Genomic DNA, 24,244 nt, shown 5'->3' with positions numbered 1-24,244 from the left:
GGCGGCTATGCCTCGCGCTTCAGCGTAAGCACCACGGCCGCGATACGGTCCGCGATGTCATAGGGTGGCAGGTCCAGCTCCTCGCCAAAAATATCGGGGTCAATTTCCTCGTAATGCCAGGAAAATCCAGACCGGTTTTGCAGACGCGCCTGCACGTCAGCAAGGAAAGGATCAGCCCCATCCAACATGGCTACTCCGGTATACAGCACTAGCGCACCACCCGGCGCCAGGCGCGTCAGGGCGGCATCGACCATGCTTAGCGAAAGCTCGGCCCCTAGCGCCCCTCCGCCATGGCGGTAACTGCGCTGAGCGGCATCGACCAGATACGGCGGATTGGCAATAATGAGATCAAACTCGCCCGCCACATCCCGCAATAAATCACTGTGCAGCATCTGCACCCGCTCGCAGCCATTGGCTGCAGTATTCACCCGTGCCAGCGCCAGCGCATGCGGATTGATATCCACACCGAACACCTCGGCATCGGGGAACAAACCGGCCAGCGCAATCGCGCCGACGCCGCTCCCTGTCCCGATATCCACTGCTCGCCTGACCGTCGGCTGCCGGGTCTGCGCATACTGCTGCACAGCCCGGACAAAGCGGTAAGTGTCCGGACCAAAAAATACTGACGACGCCTCCAGCGTTGGATAAGCCGAATGCAGGAAGAGCTGGCCGTTCAGGGAAGCCACCCGCACCTTGCTACGCCAGCCCATTTCCACGGGTTGCAACACATCAGCGGCTTCCATCAGGCCAAACAACGGCTCACCAGCAACGTCCGCATGAAAGGGCCGCCCCCAGCCCACGATGTCGCGTACCGTTTTAGCCCAGGCCTGGGCATCTCGCTTGTAAATGCGCGAGTGGCTCAAGGGAGTAATCGCCACATGCTGGTAATTCACGCCTCGTAGATAAACAAGCCAATCCCGCAACGCGGTGGCTTGCGTGGAAGACATGATCTGTTCGGGATTGACGGGCTCTGGCTGGTTCGCGGGTTCATCGGGGTTCAAAGCTGGCCTCTGGTTTCAATGGGGTGATCAAACAGCGTCCTGGCACCCTTCTGGAGCTTGAGGCGCCGACCTATTCATGACTCAGCTTAACAAAAGCCACTGGCACCGTCTGTAAGCCCCGTCTTACAGCAATCTCGGAGCCGGGCGGATAAGCAGATGAGGCGACTCCCCCCATACTTTTCGCATTAAGGAGAAGGAACCAACATGCCCGGAGACCCAAGAATATTTGACGAGGAAGCTGTCACGCCACCTGCGCCTGCCGAGGCTCCCCTCGCCATTAAAACGCTGTATTTTGATTTGCTTAATCCCGACCTGTCGGCAGAGCGCCATGTGGAATCTTCACACCAGGCTAATGCCTTTCTGACCCAGCAACTGGCGCACATAGATGCGTCGTCCATGGAGTCAGATCCCGAATTAATCGATGCCCTGCTGGCAGACTCGCCCCATGCCCTGCAGGCGTGGATACAGCGCAATGCACAGGCCACAGGTCGGGAGTATCAGGAATACCTGGAAGGCCGCAAACGCGGCGAGCCCCGTCGCTATTTTTCATGTAAATCGCATGCACTGAATTTTCTGTTGCAGGTGGCCCCCACCAAAATGGTGGACGGTGCCTGGCTTTATGGCCTCACACGGCAGTGGGATGATCCGCGCTACGCCTCCCTCATCAAGACTTATCTGGAAGAGCTGGGCGAAGGACGCAGCGACAAGAACCATGTCGTGCTGTATCAGCAGCTATTGCGCCGTTATGACCTCGATACCGAGTGGCATGCCCTGGATGACAGCCATTTTGTGCAAGGACTCACGCAGCTGGCGCTGGGCCATCATGCAGAAAGCTATCTGCCAGAAGTCATCGGCTTCAACCTGGCCTATGAGCAATTGCCGCTCCATCTTTTGATCACCACGCACGAGCTGGAAGAGCTCAATATCGACCCCTATTACTTCATGCTGCATGTCACGGTGGATAACGCCATGACCGGCCATGCCATGCGCGCCGCCTGGGCGGTATTTGAAGCCTTGCCCAGACGCCAGCAACGCCAGGCACTCATGATGCGCATATTGCGCGGCATGGCGCTTAACTCGGTGGGGCTGGCAACGCCTGCGCTGATCCAGCAGTTTGATGCCGAAACCGAGATCACTGCCGTGTTTCGCAAAAAAGCCTCGGTGGGGAAATTCATGCATGCAAGTCAGTGCAAACTCGGCGCTTACAGCATCAATGAATGGCTATCTGATCCGCAAAAAATCCCTCAGCTGCTGCCTGCGCTGGTGGATGCTGGCTGGATGACGCGACACCAGGACCCTGCGCAATCACGCTTCTGGAAATTGATGGAAGGGGAACATGCCAGCATGTTCGGGGTATTCACTCCCTATGAAAAACAGCTGATGTATGACTGGATGGCCGGCGAGGTGCTGGAGACGCTGCCACGCCAGGCCAGACTTGGCGAGCACTGGCGCAAGAGAAGCATGACGGAAAGCAGGCAACGACCGGCGGATACCTCCTATGCCACCTTGCAGTCGCTGATAGAGCCTGCCCTGCTGACCCAACCGAGCCGCCAGATGCACAACATGGCGAAATGGCTGGCTCCGGGGCAGCATCACACCTCTGCCGGTCTCGCCGCTACGAGGCTTTACATGCAGCAAACGGGGCTGAATTAAGCTCCGGAATACAAAGCAAGGCAGCATGCCTTGCTTTTTTTGACGCTGCTCTTCATCGCTTGATGTCATCCACGGAAGCCTATGTGGCGGGAGTAAACCATGCGCTTTACACTGGCACGCATTATTTCATCAGCAAGACAGCCCCGCCTATTCGCACACGATAGATGGATGAGCGTGTGCCTACTGCTATGCGCCCTGCTGAGCGCTACGACTGCGCATGCCCACAGCCGCCTGATCACGGCGCAACCGCGCCACGGCGAAATACTGGCTAATTCTCCTGCCCAGGTTGTTCTGGATTTCAGCGCACCGGTGGAGCCGGCCTTCAGCCGTATTGAGATACTGCAGGGCGACAAATGGTCCATATTGAAAGAGACATCGGTTCAGGGAAAACGCATGCTGGCGGCATTGCCACGCTTGCCCCCCGGCAAGCATCATTTGCGCTGGAGCATCCTGTCCGCCGATGGACATCACCAGACCGGCACCCTGAGCTTTACCATCCGGCCTTGATCCATGGAAGAACTGCTGGCGCATGCACACCTGCTGGATGGAACCCTGGGGCGGGCGCTTGCTTATACCGCAGTAGCAGTAATGATGGGCCTTCGCATCTGGCAACAGCTCGGCGTCACATTGGCAGCGCGCAAGGTCTGGGCAGGCATCGCCTGGGGGCTGGGCGCCATCGGCGCTCTCATGGTGCTGCACGGCATACTGGCTGATCAGGCCGATCCATTTCAAAGCCCTGCCCGCATGGGTAACAGCGTGATTACCTGGCAACAGGCGAGTGACTTGCTGATGCATACCCATATCGGCCAATGGTGGATGGCTTACCTGCTCATTCTTACCCTGGCCTGCCTTCTCCTTTACCACTCCTCAGGACCGCGCGCCTTTTTGATGCTGCTAGCGGGGCTGGTGATCTCACTCGGCGCGACAGCACATGCCGCCGAGCAGGGACTGTGGACTGTACTCTTCTGGGTGGATGTTGCGCATCTGGCGCTAGCGCTAAGCTGGCTGGGAAGCCTGATGGTGCTCGCGGTGAACCGCCTTGGCGGGCAGGCATGGGTGGGCTTGCCTGCATTGCGGGCATACTCCCGGTTTGCCTTGCCTGTTTTCACCGGCATCTTGTTCACCGGCACCTTGCGGCTGGCACTGCAATTTGCCGTGGATAAAGGCCTGGCATGGACGTATCTTGGGGTATTGCTGATCAAGATGTTGGCGCTCACTGGCGTGGTATTGGCCGCTGCCAGGCTACGCGGCATATTGGGGCAACTCGCTCCGGAATATGCGGATTATGACCACTACCTCAGCCATGAGGTGTTTTGCGCTTGCATGCTGTTACTGGCGACCACCATGCTTACGCAGTTGCCGTCATGGTAAGGGAGTCAGGCTCGGCTTCTACCTGACTGGCCCCATGGGCTTTAAGCACGCCCTCGATGATGCGGGCTTCCTGCACGGACAATAAATGCACCAGCATGAGCGCACTATCGCGACGCTGGCTGACGCGCTGCAATTGCGGGCTCACCGTCACCGGTTTCAGCATGCCGTAAAGCGCACCGAGCGCGGCTCCGGCAATCACGCCGATATCCGGTCCCAGCAATTGCACTACGGCCATGCTCCGCGACGTAGCGTAACCCGGCAGCATGACCAGTATCAAGGAGACAGCCGCGGTCAACAGCAGGCCGGCCAATGCGCCACGCCCGGCCCATGAGAACCAGCTATCGCGGGGCTTGCCCGTCTTGCCTCCAAAAAAGCGCGGAGCGGCTTGTGGCGATACCGCCACTTCAATCAGATCGCGCGGAATCCCGCGTTGCAGACAGCCATGCATGGCTTGTTCTATGGCCTGCTCGTTATCAAAGAACCCGGAAACGGCGAGCGAGATCGGGGGTGTTTCGGACGTCTGGATCTGGGCTTTCATCGTAAGCTCCTGTGCAGATGACGCAAATTGGCAAGCTTGCTCATGAACCACCGCTCTTCACTTGAAGCTCCTGCGCGGTCCATGGCGTGGTTCGCTGACTGTTTTCCTGCCGAAGTCGTGCCACCAGATCCGGGGCAACTACAGCGGCTTTGTTACTGCCCAGGCTAGTGCGCACATGGGTGGCAACAGCCGCAATTTCATCGTCGTTGAGCTGGCTTGCCCAGGCTGGCATGACGCCGTTATAGCGCGTGCCTTCGACCTCCACCTCCCCCGTCAGGCCATAGAGCAATATCTTGACCAGCACCTCAGGCTCACCCAGCACATAAGGGGATTCCACCAACGGTGGGAAGGCACCCGGGACGCCTTTGCCATCTGCCTGGTGGCAACTGGCGCAGCGGCTGGTAAAAATGGCAGCCCCTGATACCTGGGGCTTGGCCGCATTGTTCGCCATGGCCGGGCCTCCCACGTGTTGGGGCGGCTGGTAACCCAGGTGGGGCATGGTGCTGAAATCACCATAGTGGCGCCCCAGATAAAAGCTGGCCGCGACGATCGCCACCAGGCAGAAGAGATAAAACAGCTTGGGGCCGGGATCAAATGCTTCATGCGGGTCCGCGGTTTCCCGCATGACTTCCTCATTGACCTCCAGCGTGGAGATTTCACCCTCCGGGGCGGCCTGAGGGATACCCTTGTTCTGCATATCGGGAGTTTCGCTCACGGCTTGCCCTCCTGCGATCCGGATATTGGCAAGGCGTCTTTCTCTGTTTCTGCTTTATCTCCGGCGACCGGCACCGCATAGTCATGCTTGAGCGCGAGCAGATACGCCACCAGCGCATCGGCATCGGGCGTCGTCACGATAACGCCATGTGCAGGGGCATACGCCGGCGGCAGATTAACCACCGTATCACCCGACTCGGCCACCGCCTTGTGCTGAAACAAAAAAGGGAAAGCAGGCATGATGGACCAGCTGACCAGCGCCCGTGGCTGATAAAGATGTGCCAGATGCCACTCTTTGGCAGGCAGGCGACTGCCCACATTGAAGAGGTCTGGCCCGGTGCGCATGGTGCCCAGCAGGTGAGGTTTGTCATGCACATAATCCTCTGGCACCGAGGCACGGTTACCCAGGCCCTTGGCGATATCGGTGGTGATGTTGGGATCACGCACTTGCTGCGAGTGGCAATAAATGCAGCCATTGGCGATATACACTTCGCGCCCGCGTGCTTCCTCCAGGGTATAGGGTTTGAGTTCAGGCGGCGCTTGCAGCTTGCCCAGCATGCTCTGCGGCAGGATCACCAGCACAATGAGGGCAAAGATGACCGTGGCCAGCGCGCCAAGGATAAGGACCGTCAGCCGCGTCATGATGGCTTGCCCTCATGGGCGCCGGTACGATCTTCCACCAGCACCGGGATGATGGCATGAAAAGGAGACGCAGGCCTGGCGCCGGGCTCCGTCTTCATCAATAGCAGCCACATGACATGCATGAAGAACACGATATGCCCCAAGGTAATGATCACGGCGGCAACACTACGGGTCAGCAACCAAGGCTTGGCTGCCTCCACCGATGCCTGGAATGATTGGCTGGCATCCAGCAGGCTCAGGCCTTGCAGCACACCGCCTATGCCCAGCGCCACCACATACAGCACCATGCCCGCCACAATCAGCAGGATGTGTGCGCGTATCAGCGCAGCACTTGGCCATTCACGCTGCAGGATTTTGGGCAGGATGTAATAAATGCCGCCAAACAGTGAAAAGGTGACAAACATGTACAGCCCCAGGTGGGAATGCGCGATGGTCCAGTGCGTGAAGTGGGTTACCCGGTTGATGTTCACCAGCGCCGTCATGATGCCTTGCAACGACACCGCGGTGTAAGCCATGGCAGCGAGCACCAGCAGGGTCAGCGCCGGGGAATAGCGCATGGCACCAAAGCGGCCGACCACGGTCATGTGCTGATTAATACCCACCGCAACGACCGGAATCACCATCAGAATGCTCGCGGTAATGGAAGTGGCGATCATCCACGATGGCATGGGGCCGCCGATAAGATGATGCATGCCATTCAAGGCATAAAATAAAGCCAGCCCCCAGAACCCGATTAGCGACAACCAGTAGGAATACACCGGACGCCCCAGTATCTTGGGCATGAGGTAATAGATCAGCCCCAGGTTGATGGTGGTAAGCCAGAGGCCCAACGCGTTATGCGCATAAAACCAGTTCACCGCGGCTGACTCCACTCCCTGGTATAGCGGAAGGTTGCCTGCGGTAAAGATGATCACAAACCACGGAAACGAGGCCGCCACATACCATACCGATACATACAGATGATGTACCTTGCGGGCGAGCAGGGTTTTCCAGACACTCATGCCCACCAGCAGCGCGCCGGCTACCATCATGGGGTCAGCGCTGTAGCGGTCAAACTCCAGCCACTCCAGGCCATCGCTGGTTCCCAGCAATAGCAGCAGCACGCCCATGAATACCCCCATGTTCCAGATCGCAATGCCTGCCAGTGCCACCCGCTGCCAGTGCAGCCGGGTATGACAAAGACGCGGCATGATCCAGAGTGCCACCGCGAACATCGCATTGCTGGCCCAGCCATACACCATGACATTGAGATGCGCGGGGCGCAGGCGGCCAAACGTCAGGTACGCCTCGGAAACCAGCAGGTCCGGCCAGTCAAACTTGAAGCTGCTGATATCGCCTAGCCAGGTCCCCACCATCAGCCATAACAGGGCAATCACAAAGCCGAACAGCACTGGCGTGCGTGATGACGCATCCCATGCCTGGGTCTGGGCGAGGGTAATGCGGTTGTGGTCATGCTCCTGTACCGTGTCGCGTCGCGCATCTTCATAGATGGGATTGGCTTCAGCGGCAACAGGCTGGCGCGCTGCCTGCCCGGCTTCATTTTTCATAGCCACGGCTCCCAGCGCTGATCCACCTGCAGGGTATCTTTTCCTGCGAGCCGCATGCGCTCCTGCTGTTGCGCAGGTTTTTCCCATGGGCGGTAACTTTGCAGTTCGTTCTCATCAAAAATGCTCAAGGCGGCACGCTCGGTATGATCAAACTGGCCGGTCCTCACTCCCCACACCAGAAAATAAAGCGAAGGAATGCCGGTAATCAGGCTCAATAAAATGAGGGTGGTGGTATCGATATACACATGGGCTCCCAAGGGCAAGGTCGCGTGTGAGGCATACACACATTCCGTATTGTTACCCCAGACAGCAAAGCAGCCCTGTCAGGGAATGCGCCAATGTTTTGTCAGAACTTTTTGTCAGGCGTAAGGGTGAGATCCGCCATGGGTTTTACCTCAAACTATCCTTACATACGTTTCCAATTTTCTCCTACAGCCCTTCCCATCCCCAGCCTTTAGGCTACAAGTGCAAGCCCTGCGGCCCGAGTCAGGCAATGAATACCGCACTTAACTTGAGGTGATGCAACGCTTAAGTTGATGCATTCCACCTGACGCATCCGGCCGAATTACTCCAGCCCCTTCGCATGCAGTGTCCGTCATGTGCCTCTGTCCGCAGAGCCATGGCAGGGGAAAAGGCGGCTTGCGAATGACCCCTCATTTTTTCAACAGGATCTCAGCCTGGGAAAGCATTGAAGATGATGTTACCGGAAGACCTAGATCACACCCCCGACCCCTTGCAACAGAGCAAGGAAGCGGCCGTACTGGAATATCGCTTTGCGATATTGCATCGCTCGCGCATTGCCATTGAAAACGTCACCCCCTGCGTGGATGGCGGGCGATTTGCCGTCAAGCGCCAGCAGCAGGAAGCCGTGGTAGTGAGTGCCGACGTATTCATGGATACCCATGACCTGTTGCGCGTGTGCCTGGCCTGGCATAGCGGAGAGGACGGACGGCCGCACTACATCGCCATGCAGAGTCTGGGAAATGATCGCTGGCAGGCGAGTTTTGTACCGCCAGACATTGGCTGCCACTATTTTTTCATTGAAGCCTGGCACGACGAATTTGGTACCTATGTATCCAATCTGCGCAAAAAAGCGCAAGCACGGCTGCAAGTGGAACTTGAAATTGAAGAAGGCCGCCTGCTCATTGCCAAATACCTCGCCCATTCGAATGGCGGCCCTGCCGATCACCGCAATGCGCTGAACGCCAAGGAGTTTCTTGCGCGGCTGGTGTGCGCCCTGGAATCGCCCGAAATCACTGCTGCTTGCGCCATGCAGGCTGAGTTGCAACAGGTGGATAGCAGCGGGCTCGATCTCTCCAGCTATTCGGGGCGCGATCAGGTCAAGCTCAGCCTGCTGCTGTCCGGCGATGTCGCCCACATGATGGAAACGCTGGACCCCAGAAACTTCATGGCGCGCAGCATCAAATTTCCCCTTATGGTGGAGCGCACTGCCGCCGCCTTTGCCAGCTGGTATGAGATGTTCCCGCGTTCACAAAGCGGGGATACCGAGCGTCATGGCACCCTGCAGGATGTCGTTGCCCGTCTGCCGGCCATCCGCGACATGGGCTTCGATGTGCTGTATTTCCCGCCCATACATCCCATCGGCCTCACCCATCGCAAAGGCCGCAACAATGCGCTGATCGCCCAGCCCAGCGACCCCGGAAGCCCGTATGCCATCGGTTCACATGAAGGCGGGCATGAAGCCCTGCATCCGCAACTTGGCACCTGGGAAGACTGGGATCACCTGCTGGAACAGACGCGCCTGCACGGTATGGAAATCGCGCTGGATTTTGCCATCCAGTGCTCGCCTGACCACCCGTGGATATCGCAACACCCGGAATGGTTTGACTGGCGGCCGGATGGCTCGCTGCGTCATGCCGAAAATCCGCCCAAGAAATACGAAGACATTGTGAATGTGGCGTTTTATGCGCCAGAGGCGATTCCGCATTTGTGGCTGGCCTTGCGCAATATCCTGCTGCACTGGATTGCCAAGGGCGTGAAGATATTCCGCGTGGACAATCCACACACCAAGCCGCTGCCGTTCTGGGAATGGTTGCTGCGCACCGTGCGTGAACAACACCCGGATGTGGTGTTTCTGTCCGAAGCCTTCACCACGCCAAAAATGATGTACCGGCTGGCGAAAACCGGCTTCAGCCAATCCTATACCTACTTCACCTGGCGCAATGACAAGCAGGGCTTGACCGATTACCTGCAGGAAATGGCGCAGGGCGAAATTGCCGATTTCTTCCGGCCCAATTTCTTTGTCAACACTCCAGATATCAATCCGGTCTTCCTGCAGGAATCCGGCCGGCCAGGCTTTCTGATCCGCGCTGCACTCGCCGCCACCCTGTCAGGCTTGTGGGGAATTTCGTCCGGCTTTGAACTATGCGAAGCCGATGCCGTGCCCGACAGTGAGGAATTCAACCATTCGGAAAAGTATGAAATCCGCGCCTGGGACTGGCAGCGCCCGGGCAATATCGTGGCCGAGATCAGCCGACTCAACCAGATTCGCCGCGAAAACCCGCAACTGCAAACGCATCTGGGGGTGCGCTTTCACCCCAGCAGCAATGATCAGGTGCTGTTTTTCTCCAAGACCGGCCAGCGCGACGTCACCCGCCCCAGCGCAACGGTAGTACTGGTCGCCATCAATCTGGACCCGCACGCCACCCAAAGCGCCACGCTGCAGATACCGCTTTACCTGCTGGGCCTGGTGGACGACGCCGATGTGGACGTGCTGGACCTGTGGGAAAACCAGCCCACCCGCTGGCAGGGAAAATTCCAGACCATCACCCTGGACCCTGCTGATCGCCCCTTTGCCATTTGGCGTCTGGACGCCGGGAACCGATAAATGCCTACCTCCAAACATACAGACAAAAAGACCACCGACAAGAAACGGACCGACCGCCGGAGCAGCGCACTGCAATTCACGCGCGACCCGCTTTGGTACAAGGATGCCGTGATTTACCAGGTGCACGTCAAATCCTTTTTTGACGGCAACAATGACGGCATAGGCGATTTTGCCGGCCTGATCCAGAAGCTGGATTACATCGTCAGCCTGGGCGTGAATACCCTGTGGCTGTTGCCCTTCTACCCGTCACCGCGCCGCGATGATGGCTACGATATTTCCGATTATCGCGGTGTGCATCCGGATTACGGCAACCTGTTTGACGTCAAGCGCTTCATCGCCGAAGCCCACAAGCACGGGCTGCGCGTCATCACCGAGCTCATCATCAACCATACCTCGGATCAGCACCCTTGGTTTCAGCGTGCACGGCAGGCCAAGCGGGGCTCGGCTGCGCGCAACTTTTATGTGTGGTCCGATACCGATACCGCCTACAGCCAGACCCGTATCATTTTTACCGATACCGAAAAATCCAACTGGACCTGGGACCCGGTGGCCAATGCCTTTTACTGGCACCGCTTTTTCTCGCATCAGCCCGATCTCAATTACGACAATCCCCGCGTATTCAATACGGTCATGAGCATCATGGAATTCTGGCTGGACCTGGGGGTGGATGGCCTGCGACTGGATGCCGTGCCCTACCTGATTGAGCGCGAAGGCACCTCCAATGAAAACCTGCCGGAAACCCACCAGATCCTGAAAAAAATCCGGCAGTTCATAGATCAGCGCTACCCCGATCGCATGCTGCTGGCTGAGGCCAATATGTGGCCAGAAGATGTGCAGTATTACTTCGGCAATAACGATGAATGCCACATGGCATTTCACTTCCCGCTCATGCCGCGCATGTACCTGGCACTGGCACAGGAAGACCGTTTCCCCATTACCGATATCCTGCAGCAGACGCCGGATATTCCGAGTGATTGCCAATGGGCGATTTTCCTGCGCAATCACGATGAACTGACGCTGGAAATGGTCACCGACAATGAGCGGGCCTATATGCTCAACTTTTACGCCGCGGATAACCGGGCACGGCTCAATGTTGGCATACGGCGCCGCCTCGCCCCGCTGTTGCAGCGTGATCGCCGCCGCCTGGAGCTACTGAACAGCCTGCTGCTTTCCATGCCTGGCACCCCGGTGATCTATTACGGTGACGAAATTGGCATGGGCGACAACATCCATCTCGGGGATCGCGATGGTGTGCGCACCCCCATGCAATGGACACCGGATCGCAATGGCGGCTTTTCCCTTACCGACCCGGCGCGGCTGGTGCTGCCCCTGAATATGGATACCCTTTACGGCTACCAGGCCGTGAATGTGGAAGCACAAAGCGCGGACCCGCATTCCCTGCTTAACTGGATGCGCCGCCTCTTGGCCGTGCGCAAGCAGTTCTATGCCTTTGGCCGCGGCAGTTTCCGGCTGTTATACCCGGCCAACCGCAAGATTCTCGCTTATCTGCGCGAGTACAAGCCGCAGGACATTCTGGAGCATGGCAGCCCCAATACTGCGTTTGACCCGACGGCGGATGCACGTGCGAATAGCGCCCCGCCACCGGAGAAAACCCAGGGAGAGGCCAAGCCGGGCGAGACACCCTCTGACCAGCCAGCCAGCATCAAGGCCCTGAGTGACGAGATTTTGCTGTGCGTGGCCAATGTCGGCAGTACCGCGCAGGCGGTGGAGCTCGACCTCTCGGAATATGCAGGCTATACGCCCACCGAGCTGATGGGGGGGGAGAAGTTTCCCGTGATCGGCCCCTCGCCATATGTGCTGACGCTGGCGCCCTACGACTTTTACTGGTTCCGTCTCAGCAACGAGCAAAGCCCGCTGGCCACGCCATCGCGTCTGAGTGCCGTGCCTTTCATCGCCCCCGAATACCGCACCCTGGTGCTCAACGCCGGCATACATGACCTCATGCAGCCCCGCTTGCAGCAACGCCTGGAAACCGAAATATTCCCGGCCTACCTCGCACGTCAGCGCTGGTTTGCCAGCCACGCCGACACTGGCAAAAAAGCTGCCGGTCAGGCCAAGGGGCCAATGACCGTGCATCTGCAATACCTCAGCCATTTGCCAAGACCAGACAACAGCGCCGCGGATTTTCTGCTGGTGAGCGTTGCCGCCAGCAATAGCGATGCCTGGTTTTTCATGCCGCTGGGCATAGTGCCGGAAGAGATGTCCACTTCCACGGTGATACAGCAACATGTGATCTGCCGGGTACGTCAGGGCGCCAAAGTTGGCTTGCTGGTCGATGCCTATTGCATGGATGAGTTTGCGCTTACCCTGCTGGAGCAGTTCCGGCATTCCGGCCAGTATCGTGAAGGCGCCCGCGAGCTGCGCTTTGAATCCACCGCCAGCTTTGACGCGCTGGATTTCAAGACCAGCGAGGGCAAACCCGGGCTCGATATCCGTCGCCCGCATGCAGAGCAATCCAACAGCTCGCTGATTATCAATGATCTTGCCATCGTCAAAATGGTGCGGCATTTCCAGCCCGGCACGCACCCCGAGCTGGAAATGGCCCAGCGGCTGGATGAACTGGGTTACCACAACACGCCCGCCTTGCTAGGGCATATGGCGTTTACCAATGCCGAGGGTGAAAGCTACACCCAGATTGTCATGCAGGCCTATGTGCACAATCAGGGCGATGCCTGGCAATGGACCATCGATCGCCTGGGCATTGCCATCCAGCAGCTGAATGCCGCGGATATCGCCGCGCAAGCCCTGGCACCGGAAGACACCAATGCCATGAAAGAGCTGCAGAATTTTGCCGCCACGCTTGGCAAACGGCTGGCCGAGCTGCACAACCTGCTTTCACTGCCCACTGTGCACGAAGCCTTCAAGCCGCAGCAGATGGGCAAGACCGACATTACCGCCCTCAAGCAGCGCATCGTTCAGCAATGGCGCGAGGCATTTGCCGGGCTGGCGCATTTCAAGGCAGACAATCTGGCAGATCCGCAATTGCTGCCCGACATGCTAGGACGTCAAAAAGAAGTGTTTGCCCGCGTGGAGGCGCTGATAGACCAGGCCCGCGGTCAAGCGCTGACACGCATTCATGGCGACTTTCACCTCGGTCAGGTTCTGGTGGTGGGCGAAGATGTGCTGATCATTGACTTTGAAGGTGAACCAGCCCGCCCGCTGCCCGAGCGGCGGCAGAAAGACAACCCCTTGCGCGATGTCGCCGGGTTGATCCGCTCGTTTTCCTATGTCGCGGCCTTTATCGAAAAAAGCGAACTCTACGCCAGCAGTGGTGGCAGCTTGCCCCGCCGGCAGATTCTGCAACGCTACAAGGACATTTCCGAAACGGCCTTCCTGCAAAGCTATTTTGACCACGCCCTGCCTCACCCATTGAGTCAGCCAGAGCAGAGCCTGAATGCAGGGGCTTATGCCCATGCCTCGGATATGGCGCTGCTACAGCTCTACAAGCTCGAAAAAGTGGGCTATGAAATCGCCTACGAACTGATGCACAGGCCCTCCTGGACTGAGGTGCCACTGGAAGGACTGAAGTCTTTGCTGGAAGAGTTGGCGCATGACAAACCTCACCATGATGAAAAGTAACCCCAAGGAAAACGTAATGCCCACCTCAGCCCACCCCTGGCTCGATCACGCATCTGACCCGCCATCGCGCAATACCTTCCGCTATCGGCTTGCCGGTGGCGCCCAGCTGCTCAGTCTGGCCGAAACCGAGTTCCGCCTGTGGGCGCCCCATGCACGCCAGGTCGACCTGATTCTCGACAAGGGCACCGTCATCCCCATGCAGCAGGAGGCCAATACAGGCTGGTTCAGCACACAGGCCGAATGTGGTGCGGGCACGGAGTACCGTTATCGCGCCATCAACAAGGAAGGCAACGAACTTCTGGTGCCCGACCCTTACTCGCGCAGGCAAACGGGCAGCGTACATGGCAGCAGTGTGGTGGTCGATCCACAAGCCTATCGCTGGCGCCATCTGCAATGGAAGGGCCGTCCATGGCATGAAACCGTGATTTATGAAGCCCATGCCGGCGTGATGGGCGGCTTTGTCGGGGTGCGTGCCAAACTGGCTGAACTGGCCGGCATGGGCTTTACGGCGATTGAGCTGATGCCGATTGCAAGTTTCCCCGGGGCACATAACTGGGGGTATGACGGCGTGCTGCAATTTGCCCCGCATGTGAGCTATGGCTCGCCGGATGAACTCAAGGCACTGGTGGATGAAGCCCACGCACTGGGGCTGTCGATCTTCCTGGACGTGGTTTACAACCATTTCGGCCCCGATGGCAATTACCTGTGGCACTATGCGCCCGAATTTTTCAATCATGCCTACAAAACGCCCTGGGGCGATGCCATTGATTTTGCCGAGCCGCATGTCCAGCAGTTTTTTGTCGACAACATTTACTACTGGCTGGAAGAGTATCGCTTTGACGGCCTGCGCTTTGATGCCTGCCACGCCATCTGGAACAAAGCCTGGCTGGGCGATACCATCAAGCAGGTACGCGAGCACTATCAGGGCAAACGCCATGTGCATCTGGTCGCAGAAAACGACGACAATGCGGCCAGCCTGTTGGGGGACCGCTTTGTCGCCCAATGGAATGACGATGGCCACCATGTGCTGCACGTGCTGCTGACCGGTGAAACCGAAGGCTATTACTCGGACTACGCAGAGCATGCGGCGGAAAAACTGGCGCGCTGCCTGGCGGAAGGGTTTGTCTATCAGGGCGAAGTCTCGCAACATCGGCAAGGCGAAGTGCGGGGCGAAAACAGTCAGCATTTGCCACTGAGCTCCTTCGTGCTGTTTCTGCAAAACCATGACCAGATCGGCAACCGCCCTTTTGGCGAGCGCCTGACCACGCTGGTTCCCGAACCGGCCTTGCGGGCGGCCATGGGATTGGTGCTGCTAAGCCCGCAGATTCCGCTGCTGTTCATGGGCGAAGAGTTCGGTGCTACCCAGCCCTTTCTGTACTTCACGGATCATGAAAATCCCGAGCTGGCAGCGGCAGTATGGGAAGGGCGGCGCCGTGAATTCTCCACCTTCGAGAAATTTACCAAGGCGAGCTTTGCGGAAAAAATCCCCAACCCGAATGACATCGAAAGTTTTAACGCCTCCATTCCCCGGCCAGCCGGCAGCCACGACCCGGACATCAATCGCGCGTCGGAATGGCAAGCGTGGATACGGCAGCTGCTGAGCCTCCGCCACCAGCATATCGTCCCTTATCTGGAACACACCAGAACCTTGTCGGCCTATGCCATCGGCCCGGCAGCGGTAAAGGCACGCTGGCGTCTGGGCAATGGGGCCACGCTGGAAATCCTGCTGAATCTGGGCGATAGCCCCGTGCATTTCGGCGAGCAGTGGCCCGAAGACAAACTGGCGCAAACCCTGCTCAATGTGGGCAACCGCCATGAAGCATTAATGCAGGGCACTCTGGGTGCTTATAGCTGCCTGGTATTGCTGGAAGGCCCGCTGGGCAGGGATAACGAGGCCAGCCCAGTCGCCGGAGAATCGCGACCATGACACCCCAGCATCCGCTATCCACGCTGCGCCTGCAGTTTCACAAGGGCTTTACCTTTGCCGATGCCCTGGAACATGTGGGGTATTTTTCCTCCCTGGGTGTCAGCCATATTTATGCGTCGCCGATTTTTACGGCGCGACCCAATTCCAGCCATGGCTACGACATTGTGGACCCGACGCAGATCAACCCCGAGCTGGGCGGGCGCAAAGGCCTGGCCCGGCTGGTCGAAGCGCTGCGCCATGCCCACATGGGGCTGATTGTGGACATCGTGCCCAATCACATGGGAGTAGGCGGTGCCGATAACCCGTGGTGGCAGCATGTTTTCGAGTGGGGGCGCCATAGCCCGTATGCCATGTGGTTTGATATCGACTGGCATTCGCCCGACCCTTATCTGCACAACAAGATTCTCGCGCCTTTTTTAGGTGATGCTTATGGCGTGGTGATCGACCAGGGAGATATCCATCTGGAGTATGACCGCCAGACCCAACGCATACAGGCGCGCTATTTTGACAATGCCTTTCCCATTGCGCTGGCCGACTATGCGGATATTTTGCAAGGGGCCGATCACCCTGGCGTTGCGGGACTGCTCGCGCAGTTTAGACGCATAGACTACAGCCTGCCCTTTCTGGACATACAGTCACAGGTCAACCAGGTGCTGGCCGCGCTGGCGACCCTCAGTCTGCATCCGGAAGTCGAGGAGGCCATCAATACGGCCCTGGCCAGCTACTCGGACCAGGGCATAGAAAAACTGCATCCCTTGCTGGAAAAACAGCACTACCGCCTTACTTGGTGGCGCAATGCCTCGGACCAGATCAACTGGCGCCGCTTTTTTGAAGTGAGCGAGCTGGCGGGGGTACGGGTAGAACTGGATGAAGTGTTTGAAGCCACGCATTCGCTGCTGTTTGAGCTGTACGCGCAGGGCCTGATTGATGGGGTGCGACTGGACCATATTGATGGGCTGGCCCAACCGCAGGATTATTGCCGCAAGCTGCGGGCGCGACTGGAAGGCCTGATGCCTAACCGGCCGCCGCATCTGCGTACGCCGGTCTACATGATAGCCGAAAAAATCCTGGCGCCCGGCGAATGGCTGCGCGAGGGATGGGGGCTGGACGGTACCACCGGCTATGAGTTCATGGATCAGGTATCGGCGTTGCTGCATGACCCGCAAGGGGTTCAGCCATTGAACGCCCTGTGGCATCAGTTAAGCCAGAATGAAAAATCCTTTCATCAGCATGTGGAGCAGGCGCGTCGCCAGTTGCTATCCGAAAATCTGGTGAGCGAATTCGAGGCAGCAGTACATGCCCTGCATGCCATCGCCCGCGCTGACCTGCATACGCGCGATTATTCGCTGGCCTCGATCCGGCGCGTGTTTACCGAGATACTGGTGCACTTTCCGGTGTATCGCAGCTATGTCACGGTGGGTGGCATGGATGCCCAGGATGAGGAACTGTTTGAAAGCACGGCCATCAAGGCCAGACGCACATTGGGCCATGTCGACAAGCCACTGGTGGACATCATTTTCAGCTGGTTGCGTGGGGATCTGATCCATGACGCGCCGTCGCCGGAAATATCCGACCTGTCGCAGCGAGCGATTACCCGCTTCCAGCAACTGATGCCGCCTTTATGCGCCAAGTCCATGGAAGACACGGCGTTTTACCGCTTCGGCCGGCTGGTATCCCGCAATGAAGTGGGTAGCGACCCCGATATGTTCACGCTGGATATGGCCGCCTTTCATGATGCCTGCCAACGGCGGCTGGCGATGTATCCGGCCAATTTGCTCGCCACGGCGACCCATGATCACAAGCGTGGCGAAGATGTGCGTGCTCGCATTGCGGTCATCAGCCAGGTACCCATGCAATGGGAGCAGCAGGTAAAGCGGTGGATAGAAATGAACCAGCGCTTTCACACCCGCGTATTCCCCCAGGAAATGAAATTCGTGGCGTATGACGCTCCGCGCGTCACGCATGAGTACATGCTGTACCAGATGCTGGTAGGCGCATGGCCGTTTGATTTGCAGGTGAACGATCCCGCAGGCTTGAAGGCATATGGCGAGCGCATGGAAGCCTGGTTTATCAAAAGCATACGTGAGGCAAAATGGATGTCTAGCTGGGTGCAGGCCAATGAGCCCTATGAGGAAGCATGCGCCGACTTTTTGCGCCACCTGCTTGATCCGGTGGAGAGCAGTGAATTTTTGCATTCACTGGTTCAATTCACGGAGCTGATTGCGCCCGCCGGGGCGATCAATAGCCTGGCGCAGACGGTATTGCGCATGACGGTACCCGGCATCCCCGACTTGTACCAGGGCACCGAATTCTGGGATCTGAGCCTGGTTGATCCGGATAACCGTCGCCCGGTCGATTACGCCCTGCGCGCCCAGACCTTGCATGCAACCACGCATCATGCGACTTCTAACCATGCGCCGACCAACCCGGTCTTGCTCGCCAACTGGCGCCAGGGCGGAATCAAGCAAGCCATCATCCACCGGCTGCTTGGCCTACGCAAACAGCATGCTGCGCTGTTTGAAGCTGGCGATTACCAGGCGCTGTATGCGCAAGGCATGCATGCCGACAAGGTGGTGGCATTTCAGCGCCAGCATGATGAGCAGTGCCTGCTGGTGGTGGTACCGCGCTTTTGCCATGCCTTGCTCGCCGACCATGGCAGCCTGACTCTGGCCAACTGGCACGACACCCGGCTGGAAAAGGGCTTGCGCGTGCCCGGCCGTTATCGCGATATCCTGACGGGCAAGGTGCACCTGGCGGAGGACAACACCCTGCCCCTGGCAGAGCTGTTTGCCACTTTACCGCTGGCCGTTCTGCTGCTGGAACCGGAATAACTGGCCAGGCAGTTCATCGCGCGACGCATCGACATTGCCTGCCTGGCGCCGCGCGGGATTGCAGTAAGGGCTTATTCGTGTCATAAAAATCCTTAACCGGTGGCTGGCAGACATCAGCTAGCCCTTTAGGGCAATGCCGCCGTTTAAAAATCCTATGCATCATCGTCTTGCGTAGGCCAGTCACGTTGACTCGCCTCTCAATTGACGGAGACGATGCATGCCCTTCCTGAGAACTCTGCCTCCCCTTGTCACTCACCTGCGCCTGCCTTTATGGATGGCAGGTCTCGGCCGTCATGCCCTCCCTGGCAGGAGGCCGTGACGATGTGGGAACAGCTGAAGGTGGCACTGGCAACCCTGAAAGCCGCTCCAGCCGGCTGGGTGGATGGCATTAATGAGGGCAGCGAGCAGACAGTGCAGTGGCTGTGGGAAGTCTTGCAGGGAGATTTCGGCGAGACTGATCAATCGAACGCCCAGCTCGCAACCGGCACCATCATTTCGATGGTGCCGCTCATTGATCAGGTCTGCGATGTGCGCGACCTGATCGCCAATTGCAAACAGATCAATAAAGACCCCAATAACGGCTGGCACTGGTTTGCACTCTGCCTCACGCTTTTGGGTCTCTTCCCCACCCTGGGTTCGCTGCTCAAGGGCTGCCTCAAAATCCTGTTTGGCTATGCGAGGCATGGCGTTCCCAAGGCCATGCGAGCCAATACGCATGTGTGGGATGCACTATCTCCCTTTGTAGAGCGCAGCATTCAGCGGCTGAATGTGCACATGAGCAGCGGCATCGTCAGAAAAACGCTCAAAACCATGCGAATCACCAACCCCTATGGCTGGCTGGCAACCCAGGTGAGGGCGCTCTCCAAAACCATCACCGCAAACGAATTGCTGACGGCATTCGACAACCTGCATCAGACATTGAACGAACTGCTGGATTACGTCAGCCGCTATGGCAATACCACCACCCAGCACAAGGTCGTGCAACTGCAGCGCGAGATCAAGGCCGTACGAGAACGCGCCAATGGCATCATGGGGCGCATTGTGAGGCCCTTGCTGGAATGGCTGGAGAAACTGGCCAAGCGACTGGATGAGGAACAGGCACGGGCGCTGAAAACCGCCGCCCCTGCAGCCCAGGGTCCCCGGCTCATGCACATGGAAAAAGAAGCCATGGACAAGGCCAAGCCGGTCTGGGTGGACAAGGGCCTGGTGCGCCCCCAATACCCGGGGCTGGATGAAATGCCGGCGAATGCCGACGAGATGATACAGAAGGGATACCCGCGCAATATCCAGTACGAGTTTGCCAATTTTCACGGCAATGTGATGCCAGCCAAATTTCCTCCGGGCACCGTGCTGTACCGGATTGTAGATCCGACAGAAAAATCATTTGCCAGCGGTCAGTGGTGGACCAGCAAAGACGAGTTCGACGCCATCACCAGCAAAGACGAATGGCGGCGTAAGTTTGGCGTGTGGCGCATCTGGAAAAGTAATGGCGAGTTCATGACATACCAGGTGCCGGAAGGCACCACGCTCAAAGGCTGGCAAGGTATCAGCGCCTCGCAGGAGATGTACGGCACTGGCTATACCCTGGAAGGCGGAGGCCTGCAGATACTGCTCGATCCTTATGATCTCAAGAGTGAACACTTGCAAAAGCGGTGGCCCACACACTGGGGTTACAACCCTTACAACCCAGGCAACCCCAGGCTCATCGGCGTGCCTGTCTTGCAACACAAATGGCCCACCACGTCGGACAAGGACTCCAAATGAGCAGCATGGACCTCAAAACGCCTTTGATCCCGCAGGAAATCTGGCTGCAAGAGCAATACAGCAGTCCGCGTTATTTCGCCAGGATGCTGAACGCCTGGGAATGCATGGTAGATGTAGCCGAACTCGCTTATGACGACTACATGCGGCATATCCCTTCCAACTATCGCCAGCGCGAACCGGGCACACAGGTGGATATCGTATGGGGTAACCGGGTCTTACCCAATCTCATCCGCACATTGCTGCACATGCGTGAAATCCACCATCGCATCAGCAAAGGCGATCCAGGTGTGTGGGCACCTGCAGCGATTCAGAGCGATATCCGCGGTGCCAGCGATTACTGGCATGGCTGGATGGAAGAGCCTGCACTGGTTGCCCGCCTCGGCTTCAACCCCTTGCAGGAGTTTTATCGACAACAGGGCATTGCCCAAAAATACGCGGCCAATATCGGGCCTACGTTTCGTTATGGCTGGAAACGCGGCGACCTGCTGGGCGACCTGAAAGAAAACCTGCGGGGTTGGGATATCACACTTCCCAAGGAGTGGCCCACCTACCAGCTTAATCCGCTTTACCAGTGCGCCACCGGAGAAGATGTGCCAAAGTCCGGGGTTTATCTGCCGGATGTCGCATACAGTTGTGCCCAGTTCATCCCGGCGTTGCCAGACGCGCCCGAAGCCAGCATGGCCAATATAGGCCGCACTCCAGATGGTATTCGTTACAACCATCTCGAACCTGCAGTATGGACGCTGGTAGAGCGCGTGGCCGATACCGGCGGTGGTCTGGTGGATACCCGCCTCGTCACGGCGGCCCAGCAAAACGCAGCGGGCGATGAACCCTGGCTTTCCGCATTATCCGGCGAGGCTTGCCCACGTGAGGGCGTCTGGCTGTGCCCGCGCATCAACATGCGGGAAGTACGCCTGCGTCTGGGCGAGCCCATGCCGGGAGCGGGGGAAGCAGGCTTGTCAGGCAGCCTGATCTGGTACTGGAAATCCGGGCTTTGAGCAGCCGATGTCAACCCTGTCTTACGGGCACAATGGCAGGTATAGGATTTAGTCCAAACACGATACAGGCGTCTATGCCTACATAAAATCTGACGCACAGAGCAGCCACTCTCTGATGCCTCGTCTCCCTGTCCCCATTTAAGGTGAATGCTGACTTCCACCCTTTCTGGAGACCATCATGCATTCATCCTACATAGCAGGCGCGCCTGCTTCCCGCTTTCAACATCCTCCGCGCTGGCAATTCCCGTCTGATCATTTCCTGAAGGAATTCGGCATTTGCCCGGCTGATGCCGATGCCCGCAATGACGACGATAATCTGGAAAATGAAAACGTATCCGGAGGGCAGGCTTTCCCGGATGCTGGAAAACATCCGCGTGAAAAACAACCTGAAACGCCGCCGCCACAGGATCCTGATGTACTGGATCAACCCAATCCGCCCACTGCGGACCCTGATTATCGGCAGCATCCACCAGAAACCGTGACCCCCGATCCGCACAAGGCGTATCCGCCAACTGACCCGGCCCCCACCGAGCCGCAACCGGAGATCATTGATGAAAAACCCGATACCCCAGCCAAGGATATTCCCGAGATAGCACCTCCACCGGGTGGTTTTGTGATCCGCGAAAACGCCAAGTAAATAGCAAGCCGAGTCAAGTAAACAAAGTACCCACTTCTGCCCGCCTGGAGAATCCGAGAGACAGACAAAAAAACAGGAGCCCAAAGGCTCCTGTTTTTATTTGCGTCGCACCTAGTGCTTGGGCATGGCTTGCTGAACCGCCGCTTTCAGCTTCTTGATATCAATGCCCCCTTCGGCATTGACCACTTCCGCCATGAGTTGACCACGGCGCTTGCTTACTTCGACTTCCAGCTCTTCCAGATCAACCTTGGCCTTTTTGACCTTGGGAAACATTTCTGTTTCTTCCTCTTCCACGTGATGGTCAATGTACTCGCTAAGCACGGTCATCTTGGCGTCATACATGGGATCAGAAGGATTCATGGACTGAATCTGGCCAATCAGGCTTTTGGCGGTGCTGTGTTCTACCACCGCCTCATTCAGCAGATCGTCGTCATGAATCGCCGCACGCGCAGCCGGATAGAAAATTTCCTCTTCCACACGGGCGTGCACGGTAAGCTCCAGACAGATCTGGTTGGCAACCAGGGTTTTGCCTTCGATGTCTTCTTTCTCGGCCAGCTTGGAGTATTGCTTGAACAGCTTTTTCACATTCTTGTGATCATCAACCAGTTGCTCGATCACGTCTTTCTTCTGCGCTGTGCGGCGGGTGGTGGATTTCACGGTCGCATCTGCTTGTCGTGGTAACGTCATTTTCATCTCCTCAAGGTGGGTTTTTAATGCCCCTTCAGAGTGTCACCAGCGGTCAGTCTCAACCAGCAGATAAAGCTGATTGCCATGTAGGAAATACTGTAGAGATTGATACGAAAAAGCGTCAGTGGCAGATACGGATGCTCATCCGAAAAAATGATTCAGCAGTGCCATGAACAGCAGAAATATGGCAATGCATAACTCCACGAAATAGATGTGATACCACTTTGCAGGTTTTTCGTTTGGCTCGGGATCGTCGTTCAACATGATATGCAGAATGCCTTCTCATTCCTGATTGTTGAATAAGGTGCGCGGCTAACTTGCATAATATTTTAGTTATTCAGCGATCAGGCTGGCAAGTCCTGCCCACCCAGCCTAACCTTTACATTCTTGAAGATAATGTTCTTTTGCGCATGCGATTTGTATTGCGCCAGTTCGGGGTTTCCTATTCAAGCCATTCGGCCTGTTAGGGATATTCCGACAGAGATTTCAGCCCAGGACTACTAGGGACTCGCTCTACCAAAGAATAGGATTGCAGCATGCAGTCACTTTGCGCTGCCGGTTTCTCTACCGTATTTACTCCGTCTGTTAACGCTCAGGAAACGATATGCCACGTGCTCTATGGAAAGGGGCCATCAGTTTTGGCCTGGTACACATCCCGGTGGAGCTTTATCCCTCGCACAACGCGCCGGGCATAGATCTGGACATGCTGGACCGGCGTGACTTTTCGCCTGTGGGGTACAAACGTTATAACAAGACCACGGGCAAGGAGATTCACACCGAAGATATCGTCAAAGGTTATCAGTATGAAAAAGGCGAGTATGTAGTGCTGACCGATGCCGAAATTCGCCAGGCAAACAAGGAAGCCACCCAGACCATTGATATTCAGGCCTTCGTGAAAGTGGATGAAATTTCCCCCCTGTATTTTGAGCAGCCCTACTACCTCAAGCCTGCCAAAGGTGGCGAGAAAGTGTATGCCTTGCTCCGCGAAACCCTCAGAACCACCGACCGCATTGGCATTGCGCAGATCGTCATGCGCACCAAGCAGCATCTGGCCGCCCTCATGGTGGTGGATCAGGTCATCGTGCTCAATATGCTGCGATATGCAGAGGATATCCGTCCGCCAGAAGAACTGGGGATGCCCGGTGAAGATGCGCCCAAGGTGCGCGTAAGTGACAAGGAAATCAAGATGGCTCATGCCCTGGTTGAAGACATGACGGAACCGTGGGACCCGGAGCAGTTTCACGACCGTTTCCGCGAAGACATCATGGCGCTGGTGAAAAAGAAAATCCGCAACAAGCAAACCCATGCGCTGATGGAGCCGGAGGATGAAACACCTGCCGATACATCCACCAGCAATATTGTGGACCTGATGGCGCTACTGAAAGAAAGCATAGGCGGCCGCATCAAGCCGGCAAAAGAGTCGTCCGGCAACAAGGCGGAAAAAGCTGAGGAACCACCCGCACGCCGTAAAGCCACTCGCCGATAG

Annotated in this window: 18 protein-coding genes; 11 read left to right on the top strand and 7 right to left on the bottom strand. The window is 57.4% G+C overall.

What is annotated here, in order from left to right; translation table 11 throughout:
• Positions 1–5: 5 nt before the first annotated feature.
• The gene (locus FNL37_RS01775; RefSeq protein ID WP_244948179.1) at positions 6–947 is read right to left on the bottom strand and encodes a methyltransferase; all 942 of its coding nucleotides are present in this window, start codon (positions 945–947) and stop codon (positions 6–8) included.
• 258 nt (positions 948–1,205) lie between these two features.
• On the opposite strand from FNL37_RS01775, the gene FNL37_RS01770 reads away from it, so the two are divergent.
• The 3 genes from FNL37_RS01770 to FNL37_RS01760 all read left to right on the top strand — a co-directional run bounded on the left by FNL37_RS01770 (position 1,206) and on the right by FNL37_RS01760 (position 4,025).
• Complete coding sequence (locus tag FNL37_RS01770) at positions 1,206–2,654, top strand: iron-containing redox enzyme family protein (RefSeq protein ID WP_159354929.1); 1,449 nt, start codon at positions 1,206–1,208, stop codon at positions 2,652–2,654.
• A gap of 174 nt (positions 2,655–2,828) precedes the next feature.
• Positions 2,829–3,161 carry a copper resistance CopC family protein gene (locus FNL37_RS01765; protein WP_159354928.1) on the top strand — a complete coding sequence of 111 codons (333 nt, stop codon included), beginning with the start codon at positions 2,829–2,831 and terminating at the stop codon, positions 3,159–3,161.
• A 3-nt stretch (positions 3,162–3,164) separates the two neighbouring features.
• Positions 3,165–4,025, top strand: coding sequence for a hypothetical protein (locus FNL37_RS01760; protein ID WP_159354927.1), 861 nt, complete (start codon positions 3,165–3,167; stop codon positions 4,023–4,025).
• Here FNL37_RS01760 and FNL37_RS01755 read toward each other — a convergent pair.
• From FNL37_RS01755 to ccoS, 5 genes are read right to left on the bottom strand one after another with little or no spacing between them, the layout of a single operon-like run.
• Positions 4,003–4,563 (bottom strand): hypothetical protein, encoded by a 561-nt coding sequence (locus tag FNL37_RS01755; RefSeq protein WP_159354926.1) that lies wholly within the window; start codon positions 4,561–4,563, stop codon positions 4,003–4,005. The genes FNL37_RS01760 and FNL37_RS01755 overlap by 23 nt on opposite strands.
• Positions 4,564–4,603: 40 nt before the next feature.
• Positions 4,604–5,278, bottom strand: coding sequence for a c-type cytochrome (locus FNL37_RS01750; RefSeq protein WP_015831038.1), 675 nt, complete (start codon positions 5,276–5,278; stop codon positions 4,604–4,606).
• A complete protein-coding gene (locus tag FNL37_RS01745) occupies positions 5,275–5,919 on the bottom strand; it encodes a cbb3-type cytochrome c oxidase subunit II (protein WP_159354925.1) in 645 nt (214 codons plus the stop codon). Before FNL37_RS01745 ends, FNL37_RS01750 begins: the two co-directional genes overlap by 4 nt.
• Positions 5,916–7,466 carry a cbb3-type cytochrome c oxidase subunit I gene (locus tag FNL37_RS01740; RefSeq protein WP_159354924.1) on the bottom strand — a complete coding sequence of 517 codons (1,551 nt, stop codon included), beginning with the start codon at positions 7,464–7,466 and terminating at the stop codon, positions 5,916–5,918. Before FNL37_RS01740 ends, FNL37_RS01745 begins: the two co-directional genes overlap by 4 nt.
• Positions 7,463–7,750 carry a cbb3-type cytochrome oxidase assembly protein CcoS gene (gene ccoS, locus FNL37_RS01735; RefSeq protein ID WP_159354923.1) on the bottom strand — a complete coding sequence of 96 codons (288 nt, stop codon included), beginning with the start codon at positions 7,748–7,750 and terminating at the stop codon, positions 7,463–7,465. The genes FNL37_RS01740 and ccoS overlap by 4 nt, the downstream gene beginning before the upstream one ends.
• 410 nt (positions 7,751–8,160) lie before the next feature.
• Here ccoS and FNL37_RS01730 point away from each other — a divergent pair, with 410 nt between their 5' ends.
• From FNL37_RS01730 to FNL37_RS01700, 7 genes are all read left to right on the top strand, one after another.
• Entirely contained in the window at positions 8,161–10,314 is a 2,154-nt protein-coding gene (locus FNL37_RS01730; RefSeq protein WP_159354922.1) for an alpha-1,4-glucan--maltose-1-phosphate maltosyltransferase, read from the top strand.
• Entirely contained in the window at positions 10,315–13,914 is a 3,600-nt protein-coding gene (gene treS / locus FNL37_RS01725; RefSeq protein WP_159354921.1) for a maltose alpha-D-glucosyltransferase, read from the top strand. It begins immediately after the preceding gene.
• Positions 13,886–15,841 (top strand): malto-oligosyltrehalose trehalohydrolase, encoded by a 1,956-nt coding sequence (gene treZ / locus FNL37_RS01720; RefSeq protein WP_159354920.1) that lies wholly within the window; start codon positions 13,886–13,888, stop codon positions 15,839–15,841. Before treS ends, treZ begins: the two co-directional genes overlap by 29 nt.
• Positions 15,838–18,672 carry a malto-oligosyltrehalose synthase gene (gene treY / locus FNL37_RS01715; RefSeq protein WP_159354919.1) on the top strand — a complete coding sequence of 945 codons (2,835 nt, stop codon included), beginning with the start codon at positions 15,838–15,840 and terminating at the stop codon, positions 18,670–18,672. Before treZ ends, treY begins: the two co-directional genes overlap by 4 nt.
• A 321-nt stretch (positions 18,673–18,993) precedes the next feature.
• Entirely contained in the window at positions 18,994–20,436 is a 1,443-nt protein-coding gene (locus tag FNL37_RS01710; protein WP_159354918.1) for a hypothetical protein, read from the top strand.
• Positions 20,433–21,434: a hypothetical protein gene (locus FNL37_RS01705; protein WP_159354917.1), complete on the top strand. Its 1,002-nt coding sequence runs from the start codon at positions 20,433–20,435 to the stop codon at positions 21,432–21,434. The genes FNL37_RS01710 and FNL37_RS01705 overlap by 4 nt, the downstream gene beginning before the upstream one ends.
• 178 nt (positions 21,435–21,612) lie before the next feature.
• Positions 21,613–22,071 carry a hypothetical protein gene (locus tag FNL37_RS01700; protein WP_159354916.1) on the top strand — a complete coding sequence of 153 codons (459 nt, stop codon included), beginning with the start codon at positions 21,613–21,615 and terminating at the stop codon, positions 22,069–22,071.
• 111 nt (positions 22,072–22,182) lie between these two features.
• On the opposite strand, the gene FNL37_RS01695 is transcribed toward FNL37_RS01700, so the two are convergent.
• Entirely contained in the window at positions 22,183–22,758 is a 576-nt protein-coding gene (locus FNL37_RS01695) for a hemerythrin domain-containing protein (RefSeq protein WP_013443275.1), read from the bottom strand.
• Between the two features lie 604 nt (positions 22,759–23,362).
• On the opposite strand from FNL37_RS01695, the gene ku reads away from it, so the two are divergent.
• On the top strand, positions 23,363–24,244 hold the full coding sequence (gene ku / locus FNL37_RS01690) for a non-homologous end joining protein Ku (protein ID WP_159354915.1): 882 nt from the start codon (positions 23,363–23,365) through the stop codon (positions 24,242–24,244).

Origin of the sequence: Methylovorus glucosotrophus, assembly GCF_009858335.1 — a bacterium.
GTDB classification, from domain to species: Bacteria; Pseudomonadota; Gammaproteobacteria; order Burkholderiales; family Methylophilaceae; genus Methylovorus; species Methylovorus glucosotrophus.
This window is presented reverse-complemented; position numbering and strand designations above follow the sequence as displayed.